General features: G+C 44.0%; 25 protein-coding genes. 3 read left to right on the top strand and 22 right to left on the bottom strand.

Going from position 1 to position 16,888, the window contains the following annotated elements; translation table 11 throughout:
- Nucleotides 1–64 precede the first annotated feature (64 nt).
- The 22 genes from map to rplC all read right to left on the bottom strand — a co-directional run bounded on the left by map (nucleotide 65) and on the right by rplC (nucleotide 11,540).
- Entirely contained in the window at nucleotides 65–853 is a 789-nt protein-coding gene (gene map / locus MUY27_RS18400; RefSeq protein WP_245132526.1) for a type I methionyl aminopeptidase, read from the bottom strand.
- A 15-nt stretch (nucleotides 854–868) separates the two neighbouring features.
- Nucleotides 869–2,224 (bottom strand): preprotein translocase subunit SecY, encoded by a 1,356-nt coding sequence (secY, locus tag MUY27_RS18395; protein ID WP_245132524.1) that lies wholly within the window; start codon nucleotides 2,222–2,224, stop codon nucleotides 869–871.
- A 6-nt stretch (nucleotides 2,225–2,230) separates the two neighbouring features.
- Complete coding sequence (gene rplO, locus MUY27_RS18390; RefSeq protein WP_245132522.1) at nucleotides 2,231–2,677, bottom strand: 50S ribosomal protein L15; 447 nt, start codon at nucleotides 2,675–2,677, stop codon at nucleotides 2,231–2,233.
- A gap of 4 nt (nucleotides 2,678–2,681) precedes the next feature.
- On the bottom strand, nucleotides 2,682–2,861 hold the full coding sequence (gene rpmD / locus MUY27_RS18385) for a 50S ribosomal protein L30 (RefSeq protein WP_245132520.1): 180 nt from the start codon (nucleotides 2,859–2,861) through the stop codon (nucleotides 2,682–2,684).
- A gap of 7 nt (nucleotides 2,862–2,868) precedes the next feature.
- On the bottom strand, nucleotides 2,869–3,387 hold the full coding sequence (gene rpsE, locus MUY27_RS18380; protein ID WP_245132517.1) for a 30S ribosomal protein S5: 519 nt from the start codon (nucleotides 3,385–3,387) through the stop codon (nucleotides 2,869–2,871).
- Nucleotides 3,388–3,400: 13 nt separating this feature from the next.
- A complete protein-coding gene (gene rplR, locus MUY27_RS18375) occupies nucleotides 3,401–3,751 on the bottom strand; it encodes a 50S ribosomal protein L18 (RefSeq protein ID WP_245132515.1) in 351 nt (116 codons plus the stop codon).
- Nucleotides 3,752–3,756: 5 nt separating this feature from the next.
- Nucleotides 3,757–4,314 (bottom strand): 50S ribosomal protein L6, encoded by a 558-nt coding sequence (rplF, locus tag MUY27_RS18370; protein ID WP_245132511.1) that lies wholly within the window; start codon nucleotides 4,312–4,314, stop codon nucleotides 3,757–3,759.
- A 19-nt stretch (nucleotides 4,315–4,333) separates the two neighbouring features.
- On the bottom strand, nucleotides 4,334–4,732 hold the full coding sequence (rpsH, locus tag MUY27_RS18365) for a 30S ribosomal protein S8 (protein ID WP_245132509.1): 399 nt from the start codon (nucleotides 4,730–4,732) through the stop codon (nucleotides 4,334–4,336).
- Between the two features lie 162 nt (nucleotides 4,733–4,894).
- Nucleotides 4,895–5,164 (bottom strand): 30S ribosomal protein S14, encoded by a 270-nt coding sequence (rpsN, locus tag MUY27_RS18360; protein ID WP_066006035.1) that lies wholly within the window; start codon nucleotides 5,162–5,164, stop codon nucleotides 4,895–4,897.
- Nucleotides 5,157–5,726 (bottom strand): 50S ribosomal protein L5, encoded by a 570-nt coding sequence (rplE, locus tag MUY27_RS18355; RefSeq protein ID WP_262918356.1) that lies wholly within the window; start codon nucleotides 5,724–5,726, stop codon nucleotides 5,157–5,159. The genes rpsN and rplE overlap by 8 nt, the downstream gene beginning before the upstream one ends.
- On the bottom strand, nucleotides 5,726–6,067 hold the full coding sequence (gene rplX / locus MUY27_RS18350; protein ID WP_338042698.1) for a 50S ribosomal protein L24: 342 nt from the start codon (nucleotides 6,065–6,067) through the stop codon (nucleotides 5,726–5,728). The genes rplE and rplX overlap by 1 nt, the downstream gene beginning before the upstream one ends.
- 1 nt (nucleotide 6,068) lies before the next feature.
- Nucleotides 6,069–6,437 (bottom strand): 50S ribosomal protein L14, encoded by a 369-nt coding sequence (gene rplN / locus MUY27_RS18345; RefSeq protein WP_245132507.1) that lies wholly within the window; start codon nucleotides 6,435–6,437, stop codon nucleotides 6,069–6,071.
- Nucleotide 6,438: 1 nt separating this feature from the next.
- A complete protein-coding gene (gene rpsQ, locus MUY27_RS18340; protein ID WP_245132505.1) occupies nucleotides 6,439–6,693 on the bottom strand; it encodes a 30S ribosomal protein S17 in 255 nt (84 codons plus the stop codon).
- Nucleotides 6,694–6,711: 18 nt separating this feature from the next.
- On the bottom strand, nucleotides 6,712–6,921 hold the full coding sequence (gene rpmC / locus MUY27_RS18335) for a 50S ribosomal protein L29 (protein WP_245132503.1): 210 nt from the start codon (nucleotides 6,919–6,921) through the stop codon (nucleotides 6,712–6,714).
- 115 nt (nucleotides 6,922–7,036) lie between these two features.
- Nucleotides 7,037–7,459, bottom strand: a complete 423-nt coding sequence (gene rplP, locus MUY27_RS18330) for a 50S ribosomal protein L16 (protein ID WP_245132500.1) — start codon at nucleotides 7,457–7,459, stop codon at nucleotides 7,037–7,039.
- Nucleotides 7,460–7,617: 158 nt separating this feature from the next.
- The gene (gene rpsC, locus MUY27_RS18325; RefSeq protein ID WP_245132498.1) at nucleotides 7,618–8,463 is read right to left on the bottom strand and encodes a 30S ribosomal protein S3; all 846 of its coding nucleotides are present in this window, start codon (nucleotides 8,461–8,463) and stop codon (nucleotides 7,618–7,620) included.
- 6 nt (nucleotides 8,464–8,469) lie between these two features.
- The gene (rplV, locus tag MUY27_RS18320) at nucleotides 8,470–8,898 is read right to left on the bottom strand and encodes a 50S ribosomal protein L22 (RefSeq protein ID WP_262918355.1); all 429 of its coding nucleotides are present in this window, start codon (nucleotides 8,896–8,898) and stop codon (nucleotides 8,470–8,472) included.
- A 3-nt stretch (nucleotides 8,899–8,901) separates the two neighbouring features.
- Nucleotides 8,902–9,168, bottom strand: a complete 267-nt coding sequence (gene rpsS, locus MUY27_RS18315; RefSeq protein ID WP_245132496.1) for a 30S ribosomal protein S19 — start codon at nucleotides 9,166–9,168, stop codon at nucleotides 8,902–8,904.
- Nucleotides 9,168–9,992: a 50S ribosomal protein L2 gene (rplB, locus tag MUY27_RS18310; protein ID WP_245132494.1), complete on the bottom strand. Its 825-nt coding sequence runs from the start codon at nucleotides 9,990–9,992 to the stop codon at nucleotides 9,168–9,170. The genes rpsS and rplB overlap by 1 nt, the downstream gene beginning before the upstream one ends.
- Before the next feature lie 6 nt (nucleotides 9,993–9,998).
- Complete coding sequence (gene rplW, locus MUY27_RS18305) at nucleotides 9,999–10,289, bottom strand: 50S ribosomal protein L23 (RefSeq protein ID WP_245132492.1); 291 nt, start codon at nucleotides 10,287–10,289, stop codon at nucleotides 9,999–10,001.
- A gap of 2 nt (nucleotides 10,290–10,291) precedes the next feature.
- Nucleotides 10,292–10,921 carry a 50S ribosomal protein L4 gene (gene rplD, locus MUY27_RS18300; RefSeq protein ID WP_245132490.1) on the bottom strand — a complete coding sequence of 210 codons (630 nt, stop codon included), beginning with the start codon at nucleotides 10,919–10,921 and terminating at the stop codon, nucleotides 10,292–10,294.
- Nucleotide 10,922: 1 nt separating this feature from the next.
- Entirely contained in the window at nucleotides 10,923–11,540 is a 618-nt protein-coding gene (gene rplC, locus MUY27_RS18295) for a 50S ribosomal protein L3 (protein WP_245132488.1), read from the bottom strand.
- Nucleotides 11,541–11,847: 307 nt separating this feature from the next.
- Here rplC and MUY27_RS18290 point away from each other — a divergent pair, with 307 nt between their 5' ends.
- The 3 genes from MUY27_RS18290 to MUY27_RS18280 all read left to right on the top strand — a co-directional run bounded on the left by MUY27_RS18290 (nucleotide 11,848) and on the right by MUY27_RS18280 (nucleotide 16,875).
- Nucleotides 11,848–13,254: an ATP-binding protein gene (locus MUY27_RS18290; protein ID WP_245132486.1), complete on the top strand. Its 1,407-nt coding sequence runs from the start codon at nucleotides 11,848–11,850 to the stop codon at nucleotides 13,252–13,254.
- A 27-nt stretch (nucleotides 13,255–13,281) separates the two neighbouring features.
- Nucleotides 13,282–14,943, top strand: a complete 1,662-nt coding sequence (locus tag MUY27_RS18285; protein ID WP_245132483.1) for an NAD(P)/FAD-dependent oxidoreductase — start codon at nucleotides 13,282–13,284, stop codon at nucleotides 14,941–14,943.
- Between the two features lie 63 nt (nucleotides 14,944–15,006).
- Nucleotides 15,007–16,875: a M1 family metallopeptidase gene (locus tag MUY27_RS18280; RefSeq protein ID WP_245132481.1), complete on the top strand. Its 1,869-nt coding sequence runs from the start codon at nucleotides 15,007–15,009 to the stop codon at nucleotides 16,873–16,875.
- Nucleotides 16,876–16,888 lie beyond the last annotated feature (13 nt).

The following is a 16,888-nucleotide window of genomic DNA, read 5'->3' as shown; positions in this document are numbered from 1 at the left end:
TTGATAATTACTCTGTTATCCGCCCTCAAAGCGGGTTGCAAAATTAAAAAATATTTTTGATAATTTAATTTTTTCTTTCTAAAACTTCTTCGATATATGAAAAAGTAGAAAGAACATCCGGTTTACCCTTTCTAACGGCTACCGTATGCTCATAATGTGCTGAAGATTTACCGTCTACCGTAGAAACCGTCCAACCGTCATTCCAGAATTTAACACCTGCTTTACCGGCATTAATCATGGGTTCGATAGCGATCACCATCCCCTCTTCCAGTTTTGTTCCGGAACCGCGTTTACCGTAGTTAGGTACTTCGGGTTTCTCGTGCAGTTCTAAACCTACTCCGTGGCCCACCAGTTCCTTTACCACGCCATAACCATGTTTCTCTGCATGATGTTGCACCGCATAACCAATATCGCCTACGCGTAAACCGGCTACCGCTTTCTCTATACCAAGCGCAAGGCATTCCTGTGTAACACGCATCAGGTTCTTGTTCTCTTCGCTCACTTCGCCAACACCAAAGGTATAAGCAGAATCGCTGATGTACTTGTTCAGGATCACGCCACAATCAACAGAGATCAGATCTCCGTCGCGCAGTTCTTTATCGCCAGGGAAACCATGCACCACCTGATCATTGGGTGAGATACACAAAGAGTAAGGAAAACCGTGGTAGTTTAGAAAAGCAGGAACGCCGCCATTATCGCGGATAAACTGTTCGGCCAGATCGTTCAGCTTTTTAGTAGTAACACCCGGAGCGATAACCTTGGCTATCTCTCCGAGTGTTTTAGATAATAATAAGGCGCTTTCCCTTATTAATTCAATTTCTTCTGCAGATTTATAGTGGATTTTTTTTGCCATTTAAATATCTCCAGATCAGATAGCCGGAGGCGTGGTGCCAGCAGCTGTAGGTATCGCGGTGCGACCTTTAATTCTTCCGGTTTTCATCAAACCGTCGTAATGGCGCATCAACAAGTGACTTTCGATCTGTTGCAAAGTATCCAATACCACACCTACCAGAATGATCAGCGAAGTACCACCAAAGAATCTGGCGAACTGGCTGTTTACACCGGTAAGATTTGCCAGGGCCGGGATGATAGCAACTATTGCTAAGAATATAGAGCCTGGCAGCGTGATCTTAGAGATCACGTCGTCGATAAAGTCAATTGTGGGGTTACCTGGTTTAACACCGGGGATAAATCCGCCGTTCTTCTTCATATCGTCCGACATCTGTTTAGGGTTAACGGTAATAGCCGTATAAAAATACGTAAACAGGATGATCAGGATGGCAAATACCAGGTTGTGTAACCATGAAGTATAGTTAGACAACAGGATTAGCACAGGGCTTGAAGCCATCTTAGGAAAGAACGAAGCAATTGTAGTTGGGATAAACATCAGCGCTTGTGCGAAGATGATCGGCATTACACCGGCAGCATTCACTTTTAAAGGAATGTACTGACGAACGCCGCCATATTGTTTATTACCAACGATACGTTTTGCATACTGAACGGCAATTTTGCGGGTACCCTGTACAATCAGGATGGTGAACATCACTACTGCGATCAGCGCCACAAACTCAACGATGAAGATCAGCAAACCGCCGCTGTTAGCGCCGGTTACACGTGATTCAAATTCGCTTACGATTGCTGAAGGCAATTGCGCAATGATACCTACCATGATGATCAGGGAAATACCGTTACCAATACCTTTATCAGTGATTTTTTCACCCAGCCACATTACAAATAACGTACCTGCGGTTAACACAAATACCGAAGTAATGCTGAACCAGGTAGCGCCTAATACAGGGCTGATAGAATCCGGAGTGATTTGGGTACGAATGTAACCGATAGCCTGAGCCGCTGTAATAGCGATAGTCAGGTAACGGGTCCACTGGTTAAGTTTGTTACGGCCGCTTTCACCCTCTTTCTGCAACTTAGTAAAATAAGGCACTGCGATACCTAAAAGCTGCACCACAATAGATGCAGAGATATACGGCATTACCCCTAACGCAAAAATAGACGCACGTGAGAACGAACCGCCGGCAAACATATTCAGTAAGCCCAACAGCCCTTCTTTAGCGCGTTGCGAGTTTAACGAAGCCGGATCAACACCTGGCAGTACGATAAAAGAACCTACCCGGTATATTAAAAGAAATAAGAGTGTGTTAGTAATACGCACTCTTAGATCTTCGATTTTCCAGATATTAGATAATGTGGTGAAAAATCTTTTCATTGAAAATTATAACTTAACGATGGAACCACCGGCTGCTTCAATAGCTTTTTGGGCAGAAGCTGAAAACGCGTGTGCTTTGATGTCAAGCTTAGCTTTCAGTTCACCACGACCTAATACTTTTACCAGGTCATTTTTTGAAACCAATCCGTGTTGACGAAGGGTATCAAAGTCAATTGCAGCCACTGAATGCTCATCAGCCAGTTTTTGCAAAACGTCTAAGTTTACACCTACATACTCTACACGGTTAGGGTTTTTAAAGCCCACCTTAGGAACGCGGCGTTGTAATGGCATCTGGCCACCCTCAAAACCTACCTTAGTGGTAGTACCAGAGCGTGAACCGGCACCTTTATGACCACGTGTTGATGTACCGCCCTTGCCAGAGCCTGTACCGCGGCCAATCCTTTTGCTATCTTTTACAGAACCTTTTGCAGGTTTCAGATTACTTAAATTCATGATCTTAAATAGTTTCAACTGCTACCAAATGATTAACTGCACGGACCATACCGATGATAGCCGGAGTAGCTTCAACTTCTACGCTATGGTTGATCTTCTTCAAACCCAAAGCCTGGATGGTCTTCTTCTGGCGTTCGTTTCTGTCGATAACGCTTTTTATCTGTGTTATTTTGATCTTAGCCATGATTTGATTATCCGTTAAATACTTTACCTAAGTTAACACCGCGGTGTTGCGCTACGGTATAAGCATCGCGCAGTTGCGCAAGGGCAAATACAGTTGCTTTAACCACGTTGTGCGGGTTTGATGAACCTTTTGATTTTGCCAATACGTTGTGGATACCGGCACTCTCTAACACAGCGCGCATCGCACCACCGGCAATAACGCCGGTACCGGTTGCAGCTGGTTTTACGAATACGAAACCACCAGAATATTTACCGTATTGTTCGTGAGGTACAGTACCGTTGATGATAGGCACTTTTACCAGGTTCTTTTTAGCATCATCGATACCTTTAGCGATAGCCTCGGTAACCTCTTTTGCTTTACCTAAACCGTAACCAACAACACCGTTTTCGTCGCCTACAACCACAATGGCTGAGAAGCTGAATGTACGGCCACCTTTGGTTACTTTGGCAACGCGTTGTATGCTTACCAGACGATCTTTTAATTCGATCTCGCTGGTTTTTACTCTTTTAACATTTATTGCTGACATCTCTTTGCTTCAATTAAAAATTTAAACCACCTTCACGTGCACCGTCTGCCAGTGATTTAACACGGCCATGGTACAAGTAACCATTTCTGTCAAATACTACAGTTGTAATACCTGCGGCGATTGCTTTTTGCGCAACCAGTTTACCAACTGCTGCAGATTGCTCTGCTTTGGTACCTGTTGCAGAAAAATCTTTTGACAAAGATGATGCTGATACGATTGTTTTACCTTGTACATCGTCGATGATCTGAGCATAAATTCCTTTATTGCTCCTGTAAACAGATAACCGAGGACGTTCTGTAGAACCTGAAATACGTTTTCTGATTCCTTTTTTAATTCTGTCTCTTCTTGATATTTTACCTGCCATGACGATTATTTTTTAGATGCTGATTTACCTGCTTTTCTTCTTAATTCCTCGCCAACAAACTTGATACCTTTACCTTTGTAAGGCTCTGGTGCGCGCAGCGAACGGATTTTGGCAGCTACCTGTCCGATCAATTGTTTATCAATTGATTCAAGGATGATAGTAGGGTTTTTACCCTTTTCAGCAGTTGTTGTTACTTTAATTTCGTTTGGTAATTCAAATACATAGTGGTGAGAATAACCCAGCACCAGATCTAATGTATTACCTGTGTTAGTAGCGCGGTAACCCACACCTACAAGCTCTTGCTCAAGCTTGTAACCTGTTGTTACACCAACTACCATGTTATTTAATAAAGCGCGGTATAAACCGTGTAATGCTTTATGACGTTTTTGATCAGAAGGGCGTGTTACCACGATGCTTCCGTCTTCCTGGCTAACAGTGATGTCACTGTCTACAGCCTGATGTAATTCGCCTTTCGGGCCTTTTACAGTTACCACGTTCTCATTAGAAACGGTAACAGTAACGCCTGAAGGGATTGTTATAGGTGCTTTTCCTACTCTTGACATTGCTTAATTCCTCCTGTTATTAATAAATGTAGCACAATACCTCGCCACCAACGTTCTTAACGCGTGCTTCCTTGTCGGTCATCACACCTTTAGAGGTTGATAAAATAGCGATACCTAAACCATTTAATACGCGAGGCATGTTAGTAGTGCCTGCATATTTTCTCAAACCTGGTTTGCTAACGCGTGTAAGTGTGCGGATAGCAGGAATTTTGGTTACCGGATGGTACTTCAAAGCAACTTTGATGATGCCCTGAGGACCGTTATCCTCAAATTTGTAATTTGCAATGTAACCTTTGTCGAAAAGCACTTTAGTGATTTCCTTCTTCAGATTTGATGCAGGAATTTCAACAACCCTATGGTTGGCTTTAATAGCATTCCTTACTCGTGTAAGATAATCTGCGATTGGATCTGTATTCATTTAAATTTAAAGTATTGATGGTGGTTTCCTTCAGGGCCTATCCCTGGCGACCTTCCATCGGTTAGTCGTATTTCGAATGTCGGATGTCCGATTTCGAATTTATCTTTTAATAAGAATTTCAGATTCCGAAATTGAACATTCGAAATCCGAAATTAAATATTGTTACCAGCTTGCTTTCTTAACCCCTGGGATCTTACCAGCCAGTGCCATTTCACGGAATGTTACACGTGAAATACCAAACTGACGCATATAACCTCTAGGACGGCCGGTTAATTTGCAACGGTTGTGCAGTTTTACCGGTGAAGCTGCCTTTGGCAGTTTGTCTAAAGCGATATAATCGCCAGCGGCTTTAAGGGCTGCTCTTTTTTCAGCGTATTTAGCTACTAACTTAGCACGTTTAAGTTCACGTGCCTTTACACCTTCCTTAGCCATTTTGTTGTGGATTTTGATTTTTAAATGGTAAACCAAATTGTTTCAGCAACTCCAGCGCTTCAACATCGTTTGTTGCTGAGGTTACAAAGGTAATATCCATACCCATGATTTTGTTAATCTTATCGATATTAATTTCAGGGAAGATAATTTGCTCGGTAATACCCAGCGTATAGTTACCTTTTCCGTCGAAACCTTTATCGTTGATCCCTTTGAAATCACGGATACGTGGTAAAGCTACAGCGATCAGACGGTCTAAGAACTCATACATGTTGTTATCACGTAAAGTTACACGAACGCCGATAGGCATGTTTTTACGTAATTTGAAGTTAGAGATATCTTTCTTAGAACGTGAAGCTACCGCTTGCTGACCAGTGATGGTAGATAATTCGTTAATAGCAACCTCGATCAGTTTTTTATCTGAAGTAGCGCCGCCAACACCCTGGTTGATCGCGATCTTCTCCAGCTTAGGAACCTGCATTACGCTTTTGTACTGAAATTTATCTTTCAGCGCGGTGCGGATCTCTTCTTTGTATTTGGTTTTTAACCTAGGTATATAAGCCATTACTTAATTTCCTCCCCTGATTTTTTTGCGAACCTTACTAACTTACCTTCGCTGTTCTTTTTACGGCCAACGCGGGTAGCCTCGCCTGATTTAGGATCAACCAGCATCAGGTTAGAGATGTGAATAGCAGCTTCTTGTTTAACAATACCACCATTAGGGTTAGCAGCGTTTGGTTTGGTGTGTTTAGACACCAGGTTTACGCCTTCTACCACCGCACGGTTAGTTGCTATGATAACTTCGGTTACCTTACCCTGTGATCCTTTAGAGTCACCGGCGATTACCTTTACCAGATCACCCTTTTTGATCTTCAGCTTAGGCTGTGTGTTTTTCTTTCTTTCCATTTTACAGTACCTCCGGTGCTAATGATACAATCTTCATGAATTGTTTTTCACGCAGCTCACGGGCAACTGGGCCGAAGATACGTGTACCACGTGGCTCGTCCTGGTTGTTTAACAAAACAGCTGCATTGTCGTCGAAACGGATATAAGAACCATCTTTACGACGGATTTCTTTTTTGGTGCGAACCACTACCGCTTTAGATACGCTACCTTTTTTAACGTTGCCAGATGGCAGTGCGCTTTTTACGGTAACTACAATCTTATCACCGATAGAGGCATATCTTTTACCGGTACCGCCTAATACACGGATCACTAAAACTTCTTTAGCGCCGCTGTTATCGGCTACGTTCAATCTTGATTCCTGTTGTACCATGTTATTTAGCCCTTTCTAAAATTTGAACTAATCTCCAGTTTTTGTTTTTGCTCAGCGGGCGTGTTTCCATAATCAATACGGTATCGCCAATACCACAGGTATTCTGCTCATCATGAGCCATAAATTTGGTAGTTTTCTTTACGAACTTACCGTAGATAGGGTGTTTTACCTTACGCTCCACGGCAACAACAATAGATTTATCCATCTTATTGCTAACTACCAGACCGGTACGTGTTTTTCTTAAATTTCTTTCCATTGTTTCCGACGCTGATTGTTATTTCTGTTCAGAAGCTGATGCCGCTTTACGCTTTGTTAATTCGGTATTTAAACGAGCAATATCCTTACGTACTTTAGTGATACGAGACGGATTTTCAATGGCCGAAACCGCATGAGCAAATTTCAACTTATTGAGATTGTTCTTTTCCTCGTTAATTCTTGCGGTCAACTCTTCAGTTGACAGACCTAAAATTTCTGAGTTTTTCATTTCTTTTCTTTGTTCTAATGTTGAAAGGTTGTAAGGTTTTAATGTTGTGCTTATGTAACAGTTGAATCAACTTTCCAACGTTTCAACATTACAACTTTCCAACCCAAACTTGTTACTATGCCTCTGCGTAATCTCTACGTACTACAAATTTTGTTTGTACAGGCAACTTTTGTGCGGCAAGGCGAAGCGCTTCTTTGGCAACTTCCATTGGTACACCTTCGGCTTCGAAAATGATCCGGCCGGGGCGCACAACGGCTACCCAATATTCTGGTGCACCTTTACCTTTACCCATACGTACCTCTGCAGGTTTTTTGGTTACCGGCTTGTCAGGGAAAATCCTGATCCAAACCTGACCTTCACGTTTCATATAACGTGTTACAGCGATACGTGCAGCCTCGATCTGGCGGCTGGTAATCCAAGCCGGTTCGAGTGATTTTATACCGAAAGATCCGAATGAAAGCTCAGCACCACGGGTGGCTAAACCTTTCATCCTGCCTTTTTGCATCTTTCTGAACTTCGTTCTTTTTGGCTGTAGCATTTTTTTAAAGATTTGAGATTTGAGATTTGAGATTTGAAAAACCGGAAGGCTTTTCTACCTCTTTTCTTAAATCCTTTTGTTGCTTAACGTTTTTACTTTTCAGATGCTCAATTCAGAAATAATTCTCATATCCCAAATCTCACATCTAACATCTGTTGTTATCTGTTACCACCACGGTTCTGACCGCCACGGTTCTGGCCACCACCACGGTTTTGGCCGCCACCACGTTGGTTGTTACCGCCTCTGCGGTCTCCGCCACGACGATCGCCACGGTCACCACCTCTTTCGCCACGTGCACCAAATGAAGCTGCGCCCTCTGGACGACCGCCTTTGCCGCTTGCGCTGCTTGCTGCACCAATGTTCGGAGAAAGATCGCGTTTACCATAAACCTCGCCTTTGCAGATCCATACTTTAACACCTATTTTACCATAGGTAGTTAATGCTTCGGCCAATGCATAGTCAATATCAGCGCGGAAGGTATGTAACGGAATCCTTCCCTCTTTATATTGCTCGGTACGTGCCATCTCAGCACCGCCTAAACGGCCGCTGGTCATAACCTTGATACCTTCAGCACCCATACGCATGGTTGCTGCGATAGCAGTTTTCATGGCACGACGGAATGAGATACGTGCTTCTAATTGCTTAGCGATACCTTCAGCAACTAGTTGTGCATCTAACTCAGGACGTTTGATCTCGAAGATGTTGATCTGAACATCTTTCTTGGTCAGCTTTTTAAGCTCTTCCTTGATCTTGTCAACTTCCTGGCCGCCTTTACCGATAACGATACCCGGACGGGCTGTATGAATTGTAACGGTGATACGTTTTAATGTACGCTCAATAACTACTTTAGCAACGCCGCCTTTAGCGATACGTACTGAAAGATATTTGCGGATTTTTTCGTCTTCAACTAATTTATCGGAGTAGTTGTCGCCACCGAACCAGTTAGAATCCCAGCCTCTGATGATTCCTAAACGGTTACCTATTGGATGTGCTTTTTGTCCCATTTCTGATTAGTTGTTTTCGTTTTTACTATCCACAATAAGAGTTACATGGTTTGAGCGTTTGCGGATACGGTAACCACGGCCTTGCGGAGCCGGACGAAGTCTTTTTAACTGACGGCCACCGCCTACAGATACTTCTTTTACGTATAAGCCACTTTCCTCTACGCGTTTTCCTTCGTTTTTAGCTTCCCAGTTTTTGATAGCTGAGAGTAATAACTTTTCAACGCGGATAGCTGCTTCCTTATTGGTAAATTTTAAAATATATAACGCTTTCTCAACGTTTTCACCGCGAATCAGGTCAACCACCAGGCGCATTTTGCGTGGTGAAGTTGGGCAGTTTTGCAGTTTAGCGATAGAAGCTCCGCCTACAACAGCTTTCGCAGCTTCTTTCTGTTGTCTGATTAAAACAGACTTTTTGATTTTAGTTGTTGCTTCCATGCCTTATTTTTTCTTTTCTGCGTGACCACGGAATGTACGGGTTGGGGCAAACTCTCCCAGCTTGTGGCCAACCATGTTTTCTGTTACGTACACAGGGATAAACTTGTTACCGTTGTGTACTGCGAATGTATGACCAACGAAGTCAGGCGAAATCATGGAACGGCGTGACCATGTCTTTACTACCGACTTTTTATTGGTCTCATTTAACGTTAGAACTTTACGTTCCAGGTTAAAATCGATATAAGGTCCTTTTTTAATTGAACGTGCCATTATTTCTTCCTTCTTTCAATGATGTAACGATCCGATGTTTTCTTCTTGTCGCGGGTTTTGTAGCCTTTAGCTAATAAACCTTTACGTGAACGTGGGTGACCACCTGAAGCACGGCCTTCACCACCACCCATAGGGTGATCAACCGGGTTCATTGCAACACCACGTACTCTTGGACGACGACCGATCCAACGTTTACGACCTGCTTTACCTAATACTTCGTTCGCTTTCTCAGCGTTAGAAACGGCACCGATAGTTGCCAGGCAGGTAGACAGGATCATGCGGGTCTCACCAGAAGGCAATTTGATGATGGCATATTTACCATCACGGGCAGAAAGTTGTGCGTAAGTACCTGCAGAGCGGGCAATGCTGCCACCCTGTCCAGGGTTAAGTTCAATGTTATGGATGATCGAACCCAGCGGGATGCTTTTCAAAGGAAGGGTGTTACCTACTTCTGGAGCTACCGCTTCGCCTGATAATACGGTCTGACCTACAGTCAGTCCTTCAGGAGCGATCATATAACGTTTCTCGCCATCAGCATATACTAACAAAGCAATACGTGCTGAGCGGTTTGGATCGTACTCAATAGTGGCAACTTTCGCAGGGATGTCGAATTTGTTGCGCTTGAAGTCGATCAATCGGTATGATTTCTTATGTCCCCCACCGATATAACGCATGGTCATTTTACCGGTATTGTTACGACCGCCTGATTTTTTGTGCGATACAACAAGTGACTTTTCAGGCACGTTGGTTGTTACGTCCGAATAATCGGCACCTACTCTGAAGCGGGTACCCGGCGTAACCGGTTTAAATCTTTTAACTGCCATCTCTTTTTATATTGTGCTATAAAAATCTATTGTTTCACCGTCTTTCAACGTAATCACCGCTTTCTTGTAAGTAGCAGCACGGCCTGTTACCAAACCTGCTTTAGTGTTGCGTGATTTAAGTTTACCGGTATATTTCATGGTGTTTACCGCTGTTACGTTTACACCATACATGTTTTCAATCGCTTGCTTGATCTGAATTTTGTTAGCTCTGTGATCAACTTTGAAAACATAACGATTAAGCTTCTCAGTTAACTGAGCAACTTTTTCTGTAAGTAAAGGCTTCTTTAAAATTTCCATAATTACTTAGCAAAAGCTTCCTCCAAAGTTTTAACAGAACCTGCGGTCAGGATTAGCTTACCAGCATTTAACACATCATAAGTGTTCAGCTGATCTGCAGTAACCACTTTCGCTTTTTTCAGATTTCTGCTTGATAAATAAACATTGTTATTTGCTGCAGGCAGTACCAACAAAGTTTTCTCGTTAGCCAAGTTTAAATCGGCAACCAGTTTCACATAGTTTTTAGTTTTTACGCTATCGAAAGTGAAATCTTCTAAAACTACGATATTGCTGTCCTGAGCTTTATAAGTCAAGGCTGATTTACGCGCCAGTGATTTCAGCTTCTTGTTTAATTTAAAGCTGTAATCGCGTGGCTGAGGGCCGAACACACGACCACCACCGTTGAACAATGGTGATTTAATGCTGCCGGCACGTGCACCGCCTGTACCTTTTTGCTTATGTAATTTGCGGGTTGAACCTGCAATTTCATTACGTTGTTTTGCTTTGTGCGTACCCTGACGCTGATTTGCCAGATATTGTTTTACATCCAGATAAATAGCGTGATCGTTGGGCTCGATACCGAATACCGAATCAGGAAGCTGCACCTTGGCACCTGTTTGCTGACCTGATACATTTACTACATTAACTTCCATCTTATTTATCAACGATTACGAATGAACCCTTAGCTCCTGGGATAGAACCTTTAACAACTAACAAGTTTTGTTCTGGATACACTTTAACCACTTCCAGGTTTTGCACTTTAACGCGCACATTACCTGTTTGACCAGCCATACGCATACCTTTAAATACGCGAGAAGGCCATGAAGATGCACCCAGTGAACCTGGCGCTCTTAAACGGTTGTGCTGACCGTGTGTTTGCATACCCACACCACCAAATCCGTGACGCTTTACCACACCCTGGAAACCTTTACCTTTTGAAGTTCCAACAACATCAACAAAATCGCCAGCAGCGAAGATGTCGACAGTAACGGTGTCGCCTAAGCTCTTTTGATCCTCGAAAGTTTTGAATTCAACCAGTTTGCGTTTCGGAGTAGTTCCGGCTTTCTGGAAATGGCCTTTTAATGGAGCAGGAGTGTTTTTCTCCTTTTGCTCATCATACGCTAACTGAATAGCTGCGTAGCCGTCTGTATCTACAGACCTCACTTGTGTTACCACACAAGGACCAGCTTCGATTACGGTACACGGAATGTTTTTTCCGGCCTCATCGAAAATACTGGTCATTCCTACTTTTTTACCAATAATTCCTGACATTTTATTTTTTGTTTTAATTGCCCATCGAAGCAGTAGGGCTTCGTTCAAGGCATACTTCCCCCCGAAAGGGACGGCAAAGATAGGAATTATTAATTAACTCTCAAATACTTAGGAAATTATTTTTAAAATAATTATAGCATTCACTTTCCGCAATTTAGCAACTGCAGCTCGTTGGCGTTTGGGTACCGGCCAGGGTCAGGAACATCAGAATAACACGCCGCCTCAGAAAAAGTTGTAACCTAAATCTGTTATTTTCGCCTACACCTAACCGTGTTTTCTAACAAGAATAAATGCTTACTTTTAGTATATGCAAACATTAACCGTGTCTACCCAATGGCTGCAAAGCCTTAAACCCCTCAATAACGTTCCGGAAGACCAATTACAATGGTTTATAGATAATAGCGACTACCTTGAATTAGAAGCAGGCGAAATTTTTGTAAAGCCTGATGAAGAATTAAAAGGCACAACGGTAATGATCGATGGCAAGATCATGATTTACAGCCTGCAAAACAATGTACGCCGCGAACTGGTGATGCTCGAAGCCGGGTCTATTTCGGGGTATCTCCCCTATTCGAGAGGTAAAAAAGGCATTGGTTATGGCGAAGTAGTTGAAAACACCAGGTTGATTATGCTACGAAAGGAAAAGATGATGGAGATGATCAAAAATCACTTCGAACTTACCCAGGCCCTGGTACATGTCATGAATGATCGTGTTCGCGAGTTTGCCTTCATCCAACAGCAGAACGAAAAAATGATGGCCCTGGGTAAAGTAGCGGCTGGTCTTGCGCACGAGTTGAACAATCCTGCTTCGGCCATCGTACGCGATTCTGTATCCCTTAAAAAGCACCTGCAGATGCAACCCGATGCGTTTCGCAATGTGATAGGACTGCAAATGGACGTAGAAAATATGGATGCCATTGCCAAAAAACTGTTCAGGATACTATCGGAAGCCGAATGCCCGGTGTTCACACTGAAACAGAGGGCCGAACGCGAAGAGAAACTGATAGATTGGTTTGATGAGCATGAGATTGAGAACGGGGATGAGATGGCCGAAACATTTACTGATTTCAGCATGACGACCGATGATCTGGATGAGTTTAAATCGCACATCGCGACGAAAGATCTCTCCGGCGTGTTAAACTGGATCAATAGTATACTGGTGACCGAGAAAATGGTAGACGACATCCTGGAGGCTTCAGACCGGATCTCGAACCTGGTAAAATCCATCAAGAACTTTACACACATGGACCGCGCCCACGATAAGCAGTATGCCAACATCCATGATGGCATTAATAATACCTTAACGATGCTGGGTTACAAGATCAGGAAGGGGAACATAGATCTGGTTAAAGATTATGATGAAAGTATCCCGCCGGTAAAAGCTATGATTGGCGAGCTGAACCAGGTTTGGACCAACCTGATCGATAATGCGATTGATGCAATGGAAGGTATCCCCAAAGGGACGCTTACTATTAAAACCGTCACCGATGGAAAATCGGTATTTGTTTCAATTATCGATAGCGGTGCCGGCATTCCGCAGGATACGCTGACCCGCATTTTCGAACCTTTCTATACTACCAAGCCTATCGGTAAGGGAACAGGCATGGGCCTGGAAGTGGTGCAGCGCATTGTGCAGCAGCACCGCGGATCAATTAAAGTAAAGTCGGAACCGGGACATACCGAATTTGTGGTGTGCTTTCCGATAAACGGTTAAATTTGTACAGAACTACGACAATCATCTATGACTCGCCCTATAATTTTTTGTATTGATGACGACCCGCAGGTTTTACGTGCCATTTCGCGCGATTTAAAAAACCAGTACGGTAAAGAATATAAGATCATCAGCACTACTTCTGCTAATGAAGCACTCGAAAGCCTCACGGATCTGAAGAACTCCTCGGCGCCAATCGCACTCTTCGTCTGCGACCAACGGATGCCGGAACTGGAGGGTGTTGATTTCCTTCAGAAAGCGGTGAAACTTTTCCCGGATGCCCGGCGCGTGCTGTTAACTGCTTACGCGGATACCGAAGCCGCGATAAAAGCCATTAACGACGTTAAGTTAGACTATTACCTCACCAAACCATGGGACCCGCCAGAGGAAAGGCTGTACCCTGTGATCAATGATCTGCTGAGCGACTGGCAAAGCACTTTCACCCCAGATTTTAAAGGTATCCGTTTGGTGGGTTACCAGTTTTCGCCGCAATCGCACCAGGTAAAAGACTTCCTGGCCAGCAACCTGATCCCATACAAGTGGCTGGATATCCAACGTAATGCGGATGCTTGTGACTGGCTGGCAGCAAATAACCTGACCAACGATGATCTGCCTGTGATATTTTTCGAAGATGGCTCATTCCTAGTTAAGCCGAACATCAGGCAAATTGCCGAGAAAACAAACTTAAGTCCGCAAGCTACTAATGACATTTACGATGTAACCATTATCGGCGCAGGCCCTGCGGGGCTGGCAGCGGCGGTATATGGCGCTTCTGAAGGTTTAAGAACATTATTGATAGAAAGAAAAGCTCCCGGCGGACAGGCCGGAACAAGTTCGCGCATTGAAAACTATCTGGGCTTTCCATCAGGCTTAAGCGGTGCCGACCTTACCCGCCGTGCGATAAGCCAGGCAAAAAGGCTGGGCGCTGAATTCTTGTCGCCGCAGCAGGTGCAATCCATCCGGCATAAGGACGGTTACAAGATCATCGTGCTGGACGAAGGCAATGAAATTAAAAGCCGTGCGGTTATCATCACTACCGGTGTAGATTATCGCAAACTGGAAGTAACCGGTGTAGATAAGTTTACAGGCGCAGGAATCTATTACGGCGCAGCCATGACGGAAGCCCATGCGGTGAAAGATAAAGATGCTTATATTATAGGCGGCGGTAATTCTGCCGGGCAGGCTGCCATGTACCTTTCGAAGTTTGCAAAAAAGGTGCATATCATCATCCGTAAGGATTCGCTTTCGTATACGATGTCTGCCTACCTCATCAACCAGTTGAACGACACGCCGAACATTGAACTAATTACTGATACAGAAGTGATAGAAGCCTACGGCGATTACTGCCTGGAAGGCTTAACGCTTTATAACGTTAAAACCAAAGCAACTGAACAACGCGAGGCTGCAGGTTTGTTTATCTTTATTGGTGCCAAGCCTTATACCGACTGGCTGCAGCCCGAAATTATCAAGAACAATAAAGAGTTTATCGAAACCGGCCGCGAGCTGAAAAGCTATGATAACTTTAACCGTATCTGGAAATTACAGCGCGACCCTTACCTGTTAGAAACCAGCTTCCCCGGCATTTTTGCCGCAGGCGATGTCCGCGCAGGAGCTATGAACCGCGTTGCCTCGGCAGTAGGCGAAGGATCAATGGCCATTAGCTTTGTACATAAATATCTCGCGGAGGTTTAGTTATTGGTCATTAGTCATTAGTCATTAGTCATTAGTCATTAGTGGAAATTATTTTCAAAAAGAATGTTTAAGAAAACCATTATAAATACGCTGCTTGTTATAGCATTTGGCAGCGCTTCGGCACAAACGCTTTATATGCCGCGCGATATCAAGAAAGCGTTTGACAAAGGCACCCGCTCTATAGATGGCAAGCCGGGAAAGAATTACTGGCAAAACCATGGCCGGTATAACATCCATGTAACGGTTGCACCGCCTGATCGTAACATTAAAGGCACGGAAGAGATTACCTACTTCAACAATAGCCCGGATACGCTTCGCAGTTTAAACATGAAGCTGATCCTGAATATCCACAAGCCAGGTGCAGCGCGTTTAAGTCCGGCAGGAGCAGACTACCTGACCGACGGAATTAAGATCGACACCTTTAAAGCGAATGCCCAGGTGATTAATGTGCCTGCGACTTCGTCTACCAATCAAGGGGTAAGATTACCTAAGGCGCTTGCTCCGCATGATTCCGTGAAGCTAAATATTGCCTGGCATTACCAGATCTCGAAACAAAGTGAACGTGAAGGCATGATCGACTCGACCACCTATTACCTGGCCTACTTCTACCCCCGTGTTTCGGTATATGATGACTACAACGGCTGGGACCGTCTGCCTTTTAACGATGCGCAGGAGTTTTATAACGATTTTAACGACTATACGTTGAAGGTTACTGTCCCTGCCAATTACGTAGTTTGGGCAACTGGTACGCTGCAAAATGCAAATGAAGTCTTACAGCCAGAATATGCTAAACGTTTGGAAGCTTCTTTCACCAGTGATTCTACTATACATATCGCTACGGCAGCAGATCTGGCAAAGAAGAACATCACCGCACAAAAAACAACCAACACCTGGGTGTGGACAGCCAGTAACATCACCGATGTGGCGCTGGGGATCAGCAACCATTATGTGTGGGATGCCGCGAGTGTAGTAGTTGATAAAACTGCCAACCGCAGGGCCAGCATGCAGGCTGCCTTTGCAGATGCTTCCAAAGACTTTCACCATTCCGTGCAATTCGGTCGTAATTCGCTCAACTGGTTTTCTAACAACTGGCCGGGTGTACCGTATCCATTCCCTAAGATGACGGCGTTCCAGGGTTTTGCAGATATGGAGTACCCGATGATGGTGAACGACAGCCACCAGGAAGACCTGAAGTTTGCCCAGTTTGTACAGGACCATGAAATAGCGCACACCTATTTCCCATTCTATATGGGGATCAATGAAACGCGCTACGGTTATATGGATGAAGGTTGGGCAACCACATTTGAAACCCTGATCGGTCAGCATAATTTTGGTAAGCCTTATGCCGATAGCTTGTATAAAATGTTCCGTGTAAACCGTTGGATCCACGATCCGGCAACCTATGAGGACTTGCCTGTCATCACACCTACCAGCGAGTTGGTCGGCGGTATGGGCAATAACGAATATGTAAAACCTTCGTTAAGTTACCTGGCTTTAAAAGATATGCTCGGCGACGAGCTATTTAAAAAAGCATTGCATACTTATATGGATAACTGGCATGGCAAGCACCCTATTCCCTGGGATTACTTCAATTCCATGAGCAGCGGCTCTGGCAAGAACCTGAACTGGTTTTTCCAGAACTGGTTCTTTACCAATTATTATATCGACCTGGCGATTGACAAGGTGACCAAAACAGCTGCCGGCAGTAACATCGATATCAAAAACATTGGCGGTTTTGCCGTTCCGTTTGATGTGACCTTCACTTATACAGACGGCACCAAAGAAATCATACACCGCACCGCGGCATTTTGGGAAAACAACCAGAAAGAAGTAACGCTGGCTTTAAAAACTAAAAAGACCTTAAAATCTGTTAAGATTAACGGCGGCATTTTTATGGATGCTGACGAAAGCAACAATACTTGGGGGTTGTAGTGATTGTAGTGTT

It is taken from the genome of Mucilaginibacter straminoryzae, from assembly GCF_022953055.1.
Lineage (GTDB): Bacteria > Bacteroidota > Bacteroidia > Sphingobacteriales > Sphingobacteriaceae > Mucilaginibacter > Mucilaginibacter straminoryzae.
Note: the sequence above shows the minus strand (reverse complement) of the source record. Positions and strands in the feature narration are given on the sequence as shown.

What these genes read in the sequence shown, in the direction of transcription:
- map (WP_245132526.1), bottom strand. Translation starts at nt 853, where the DNA reads ATGGCAAAAAAAATCCACTATAAATCTGCAGAAGAAATTGAATTAATA.
- secY (WP_245132524.1), bottom strand. Translation starts at nt 2,224, where the DNA reads ATGAAAAGATTTTTCACCACATTATCTAATATCTGGAAAATCGAAGAT.
- rplO (WP_245132522.1), bottom strand. Translation starts at nt 2,677, where the DNA reads ATGAATTTAAGTAATCTGAAACCTGCAAAAGGTTCTGTAAAAGATAGC.
- rpmD (WP_245132520.1), bottom strand. Translation starts at nt 2,861, where the DNA reads ATGGCTAAGATCAAAATAACACAGATAAAAAGCGTTATCGACAGAAAC.
- rpsE (WP_245132517.1), bottom strand. Translation starts at nt 3,387, where the DNA reads ATGTCAGCAATAAATGTTAAAAGAGTAAAAACCAGCGAGATCGAATTA.
- rplR (WP_245132515.1), bottom strand. Translation starts at nt 3,751, where the DNA reads ATGGCAGGTAAAATATCAAGAAGAGACAGAATTAAAAAAGGAATCAGA.
- rplF (WP_245132511.1), bottom strand. Translation starts at nt 4,314, where the DNA reads ATGTCAAGAGTAGGAAAAGCACCTATAACAATCCCTTCAGGCGTTACT.
- rpsH (WP_245132509.1), bottom strand. Translation starts at nt 4,732, where the DNA reads ATGAATACAGATCCAATCGCAGATTATCTTACACGAGTAAGGAATGCT.
- rpsN (WP_066006035.1), bottom strand. Translation starts at nt 5,164, where the DNA reads ATGGCTAAGGAAGGTGTAAAGGCACGTGAACTTAAACGTGCTAAGTTA.
- rplE (WP_262918356.1), bottom strand. Translation starts at nt 5,726, where the DNA reads ATGGCTTATATACCTAGGTTAAAAACCAAATACAAAGAAGAGATCCGC.
- rplX (WP_338042698.1), bottom strand. Translation starts at nt 6,067, where the DNA reads ATGGAAAGAAAGAAAAACACACAGCCTAAGCTGAAGATCAAAAAGGGT.
- rplN (WP_245132507.1), bottom strand. Translation starts at nt 6,437, where the DNA reads ATGGTACAACAGGAATCAAGATTGAACGTAGCCGATAACAGCGGCGCT.
- rpsQ (WP_245132505.1), bottom strand. Translation starts at nt 6,693, where the DNA reads ATGGAAAGAAATTTAAGAAAAACACGTACCGGTCTGGTAGTTAGCAAT.
- rpmC (WP_245132503.1), bottom strand. Translation starts at nt 6,921, where the DNA reads ATGAAAAACTCAGAAATTTTAGGTCTGTCAACTGAAGAGTTGACCGCA.
- rplP (WP_245132500.1), bottom strand. Translation starts at nt 7,459, where the DNA reads ATGCTACAGCCAAAAAGAACGAAGTTCAGAAAGATGCAAAAAGGCAGG.
- rpsC (WP_245132498.1), bottom strand. Translation starts at nt 8,463, where the DNA reads ATGGGACAAAAAGCACATCCAATAGGTAACCGTTTAGGAATCATCAGA.
- rplV (WP_262918355.1), bottom strand. Translation starts at nt 8,898, where the DNA reads ATGGAAGCAACAACTAAAATCAAAAAGTCTGTTTTAATCAGACAACAG.
- rpsS (WP_245132496.1), bottom strand. Translation starts at nt 9,168, where the DNA reads ATGGCACGTTCAATTAAAAAAGGACCTTATATCGATTTTAACCTGGAA.
- rplB (WP_245132494.1), bottom strand. Translation starts at nt 9,992, where the DNA reads ATGGCAGTTAAAAGATTTAAACCGGTTACGCCGGGTACCCGCTTCAGA.
- rplW (WP_245132492.1), bottom strand. Translation starts at nt 10,289, where the DNA reads ATGGAAATTTTAAAGAAGCCTTTACTTACAGAAAAAGTTGCTCAGTTA.
- rplD (WP_245132490.1), bottom strand. Translation starts at nt 10,921, where the DNA reads ATGGAAGTTAATGTAGTAAATGTATCAGGTCAGCAAACAGGTGCCAAG.
- rplC (WP_245132488.1), bottom strand. Translation starts at nt 11,540, where the DNA reads ATGTCAGGAATTATTGGTAAAAAAGTAGGAATGACCAGTATTTTCGAT.
- MUY27_RS18290 (WP_245132486.1), top strand. Translation starts at nt 11,848, where the DNA reads ATGCAAACATTAACCGTGTCTACCCAATGGCTGCAAAGCCTTAAACCC.
- MUY27_RS18285 (WP_245132483.1), top strand. Translation starts at nt 13,282, where the DNA reads ATGACTCGCCCTATAATTTTTTGTATTGATGACGACCCGCAGGTTTTA.
- MUY27_RS18280 (WP_245132481.1), top strand. Translation starts at nt 15,007, where the DNA reads ATGTTTAAGAAAACCATTATAAATACGCTGCTTGTTATAGCATTTGGC.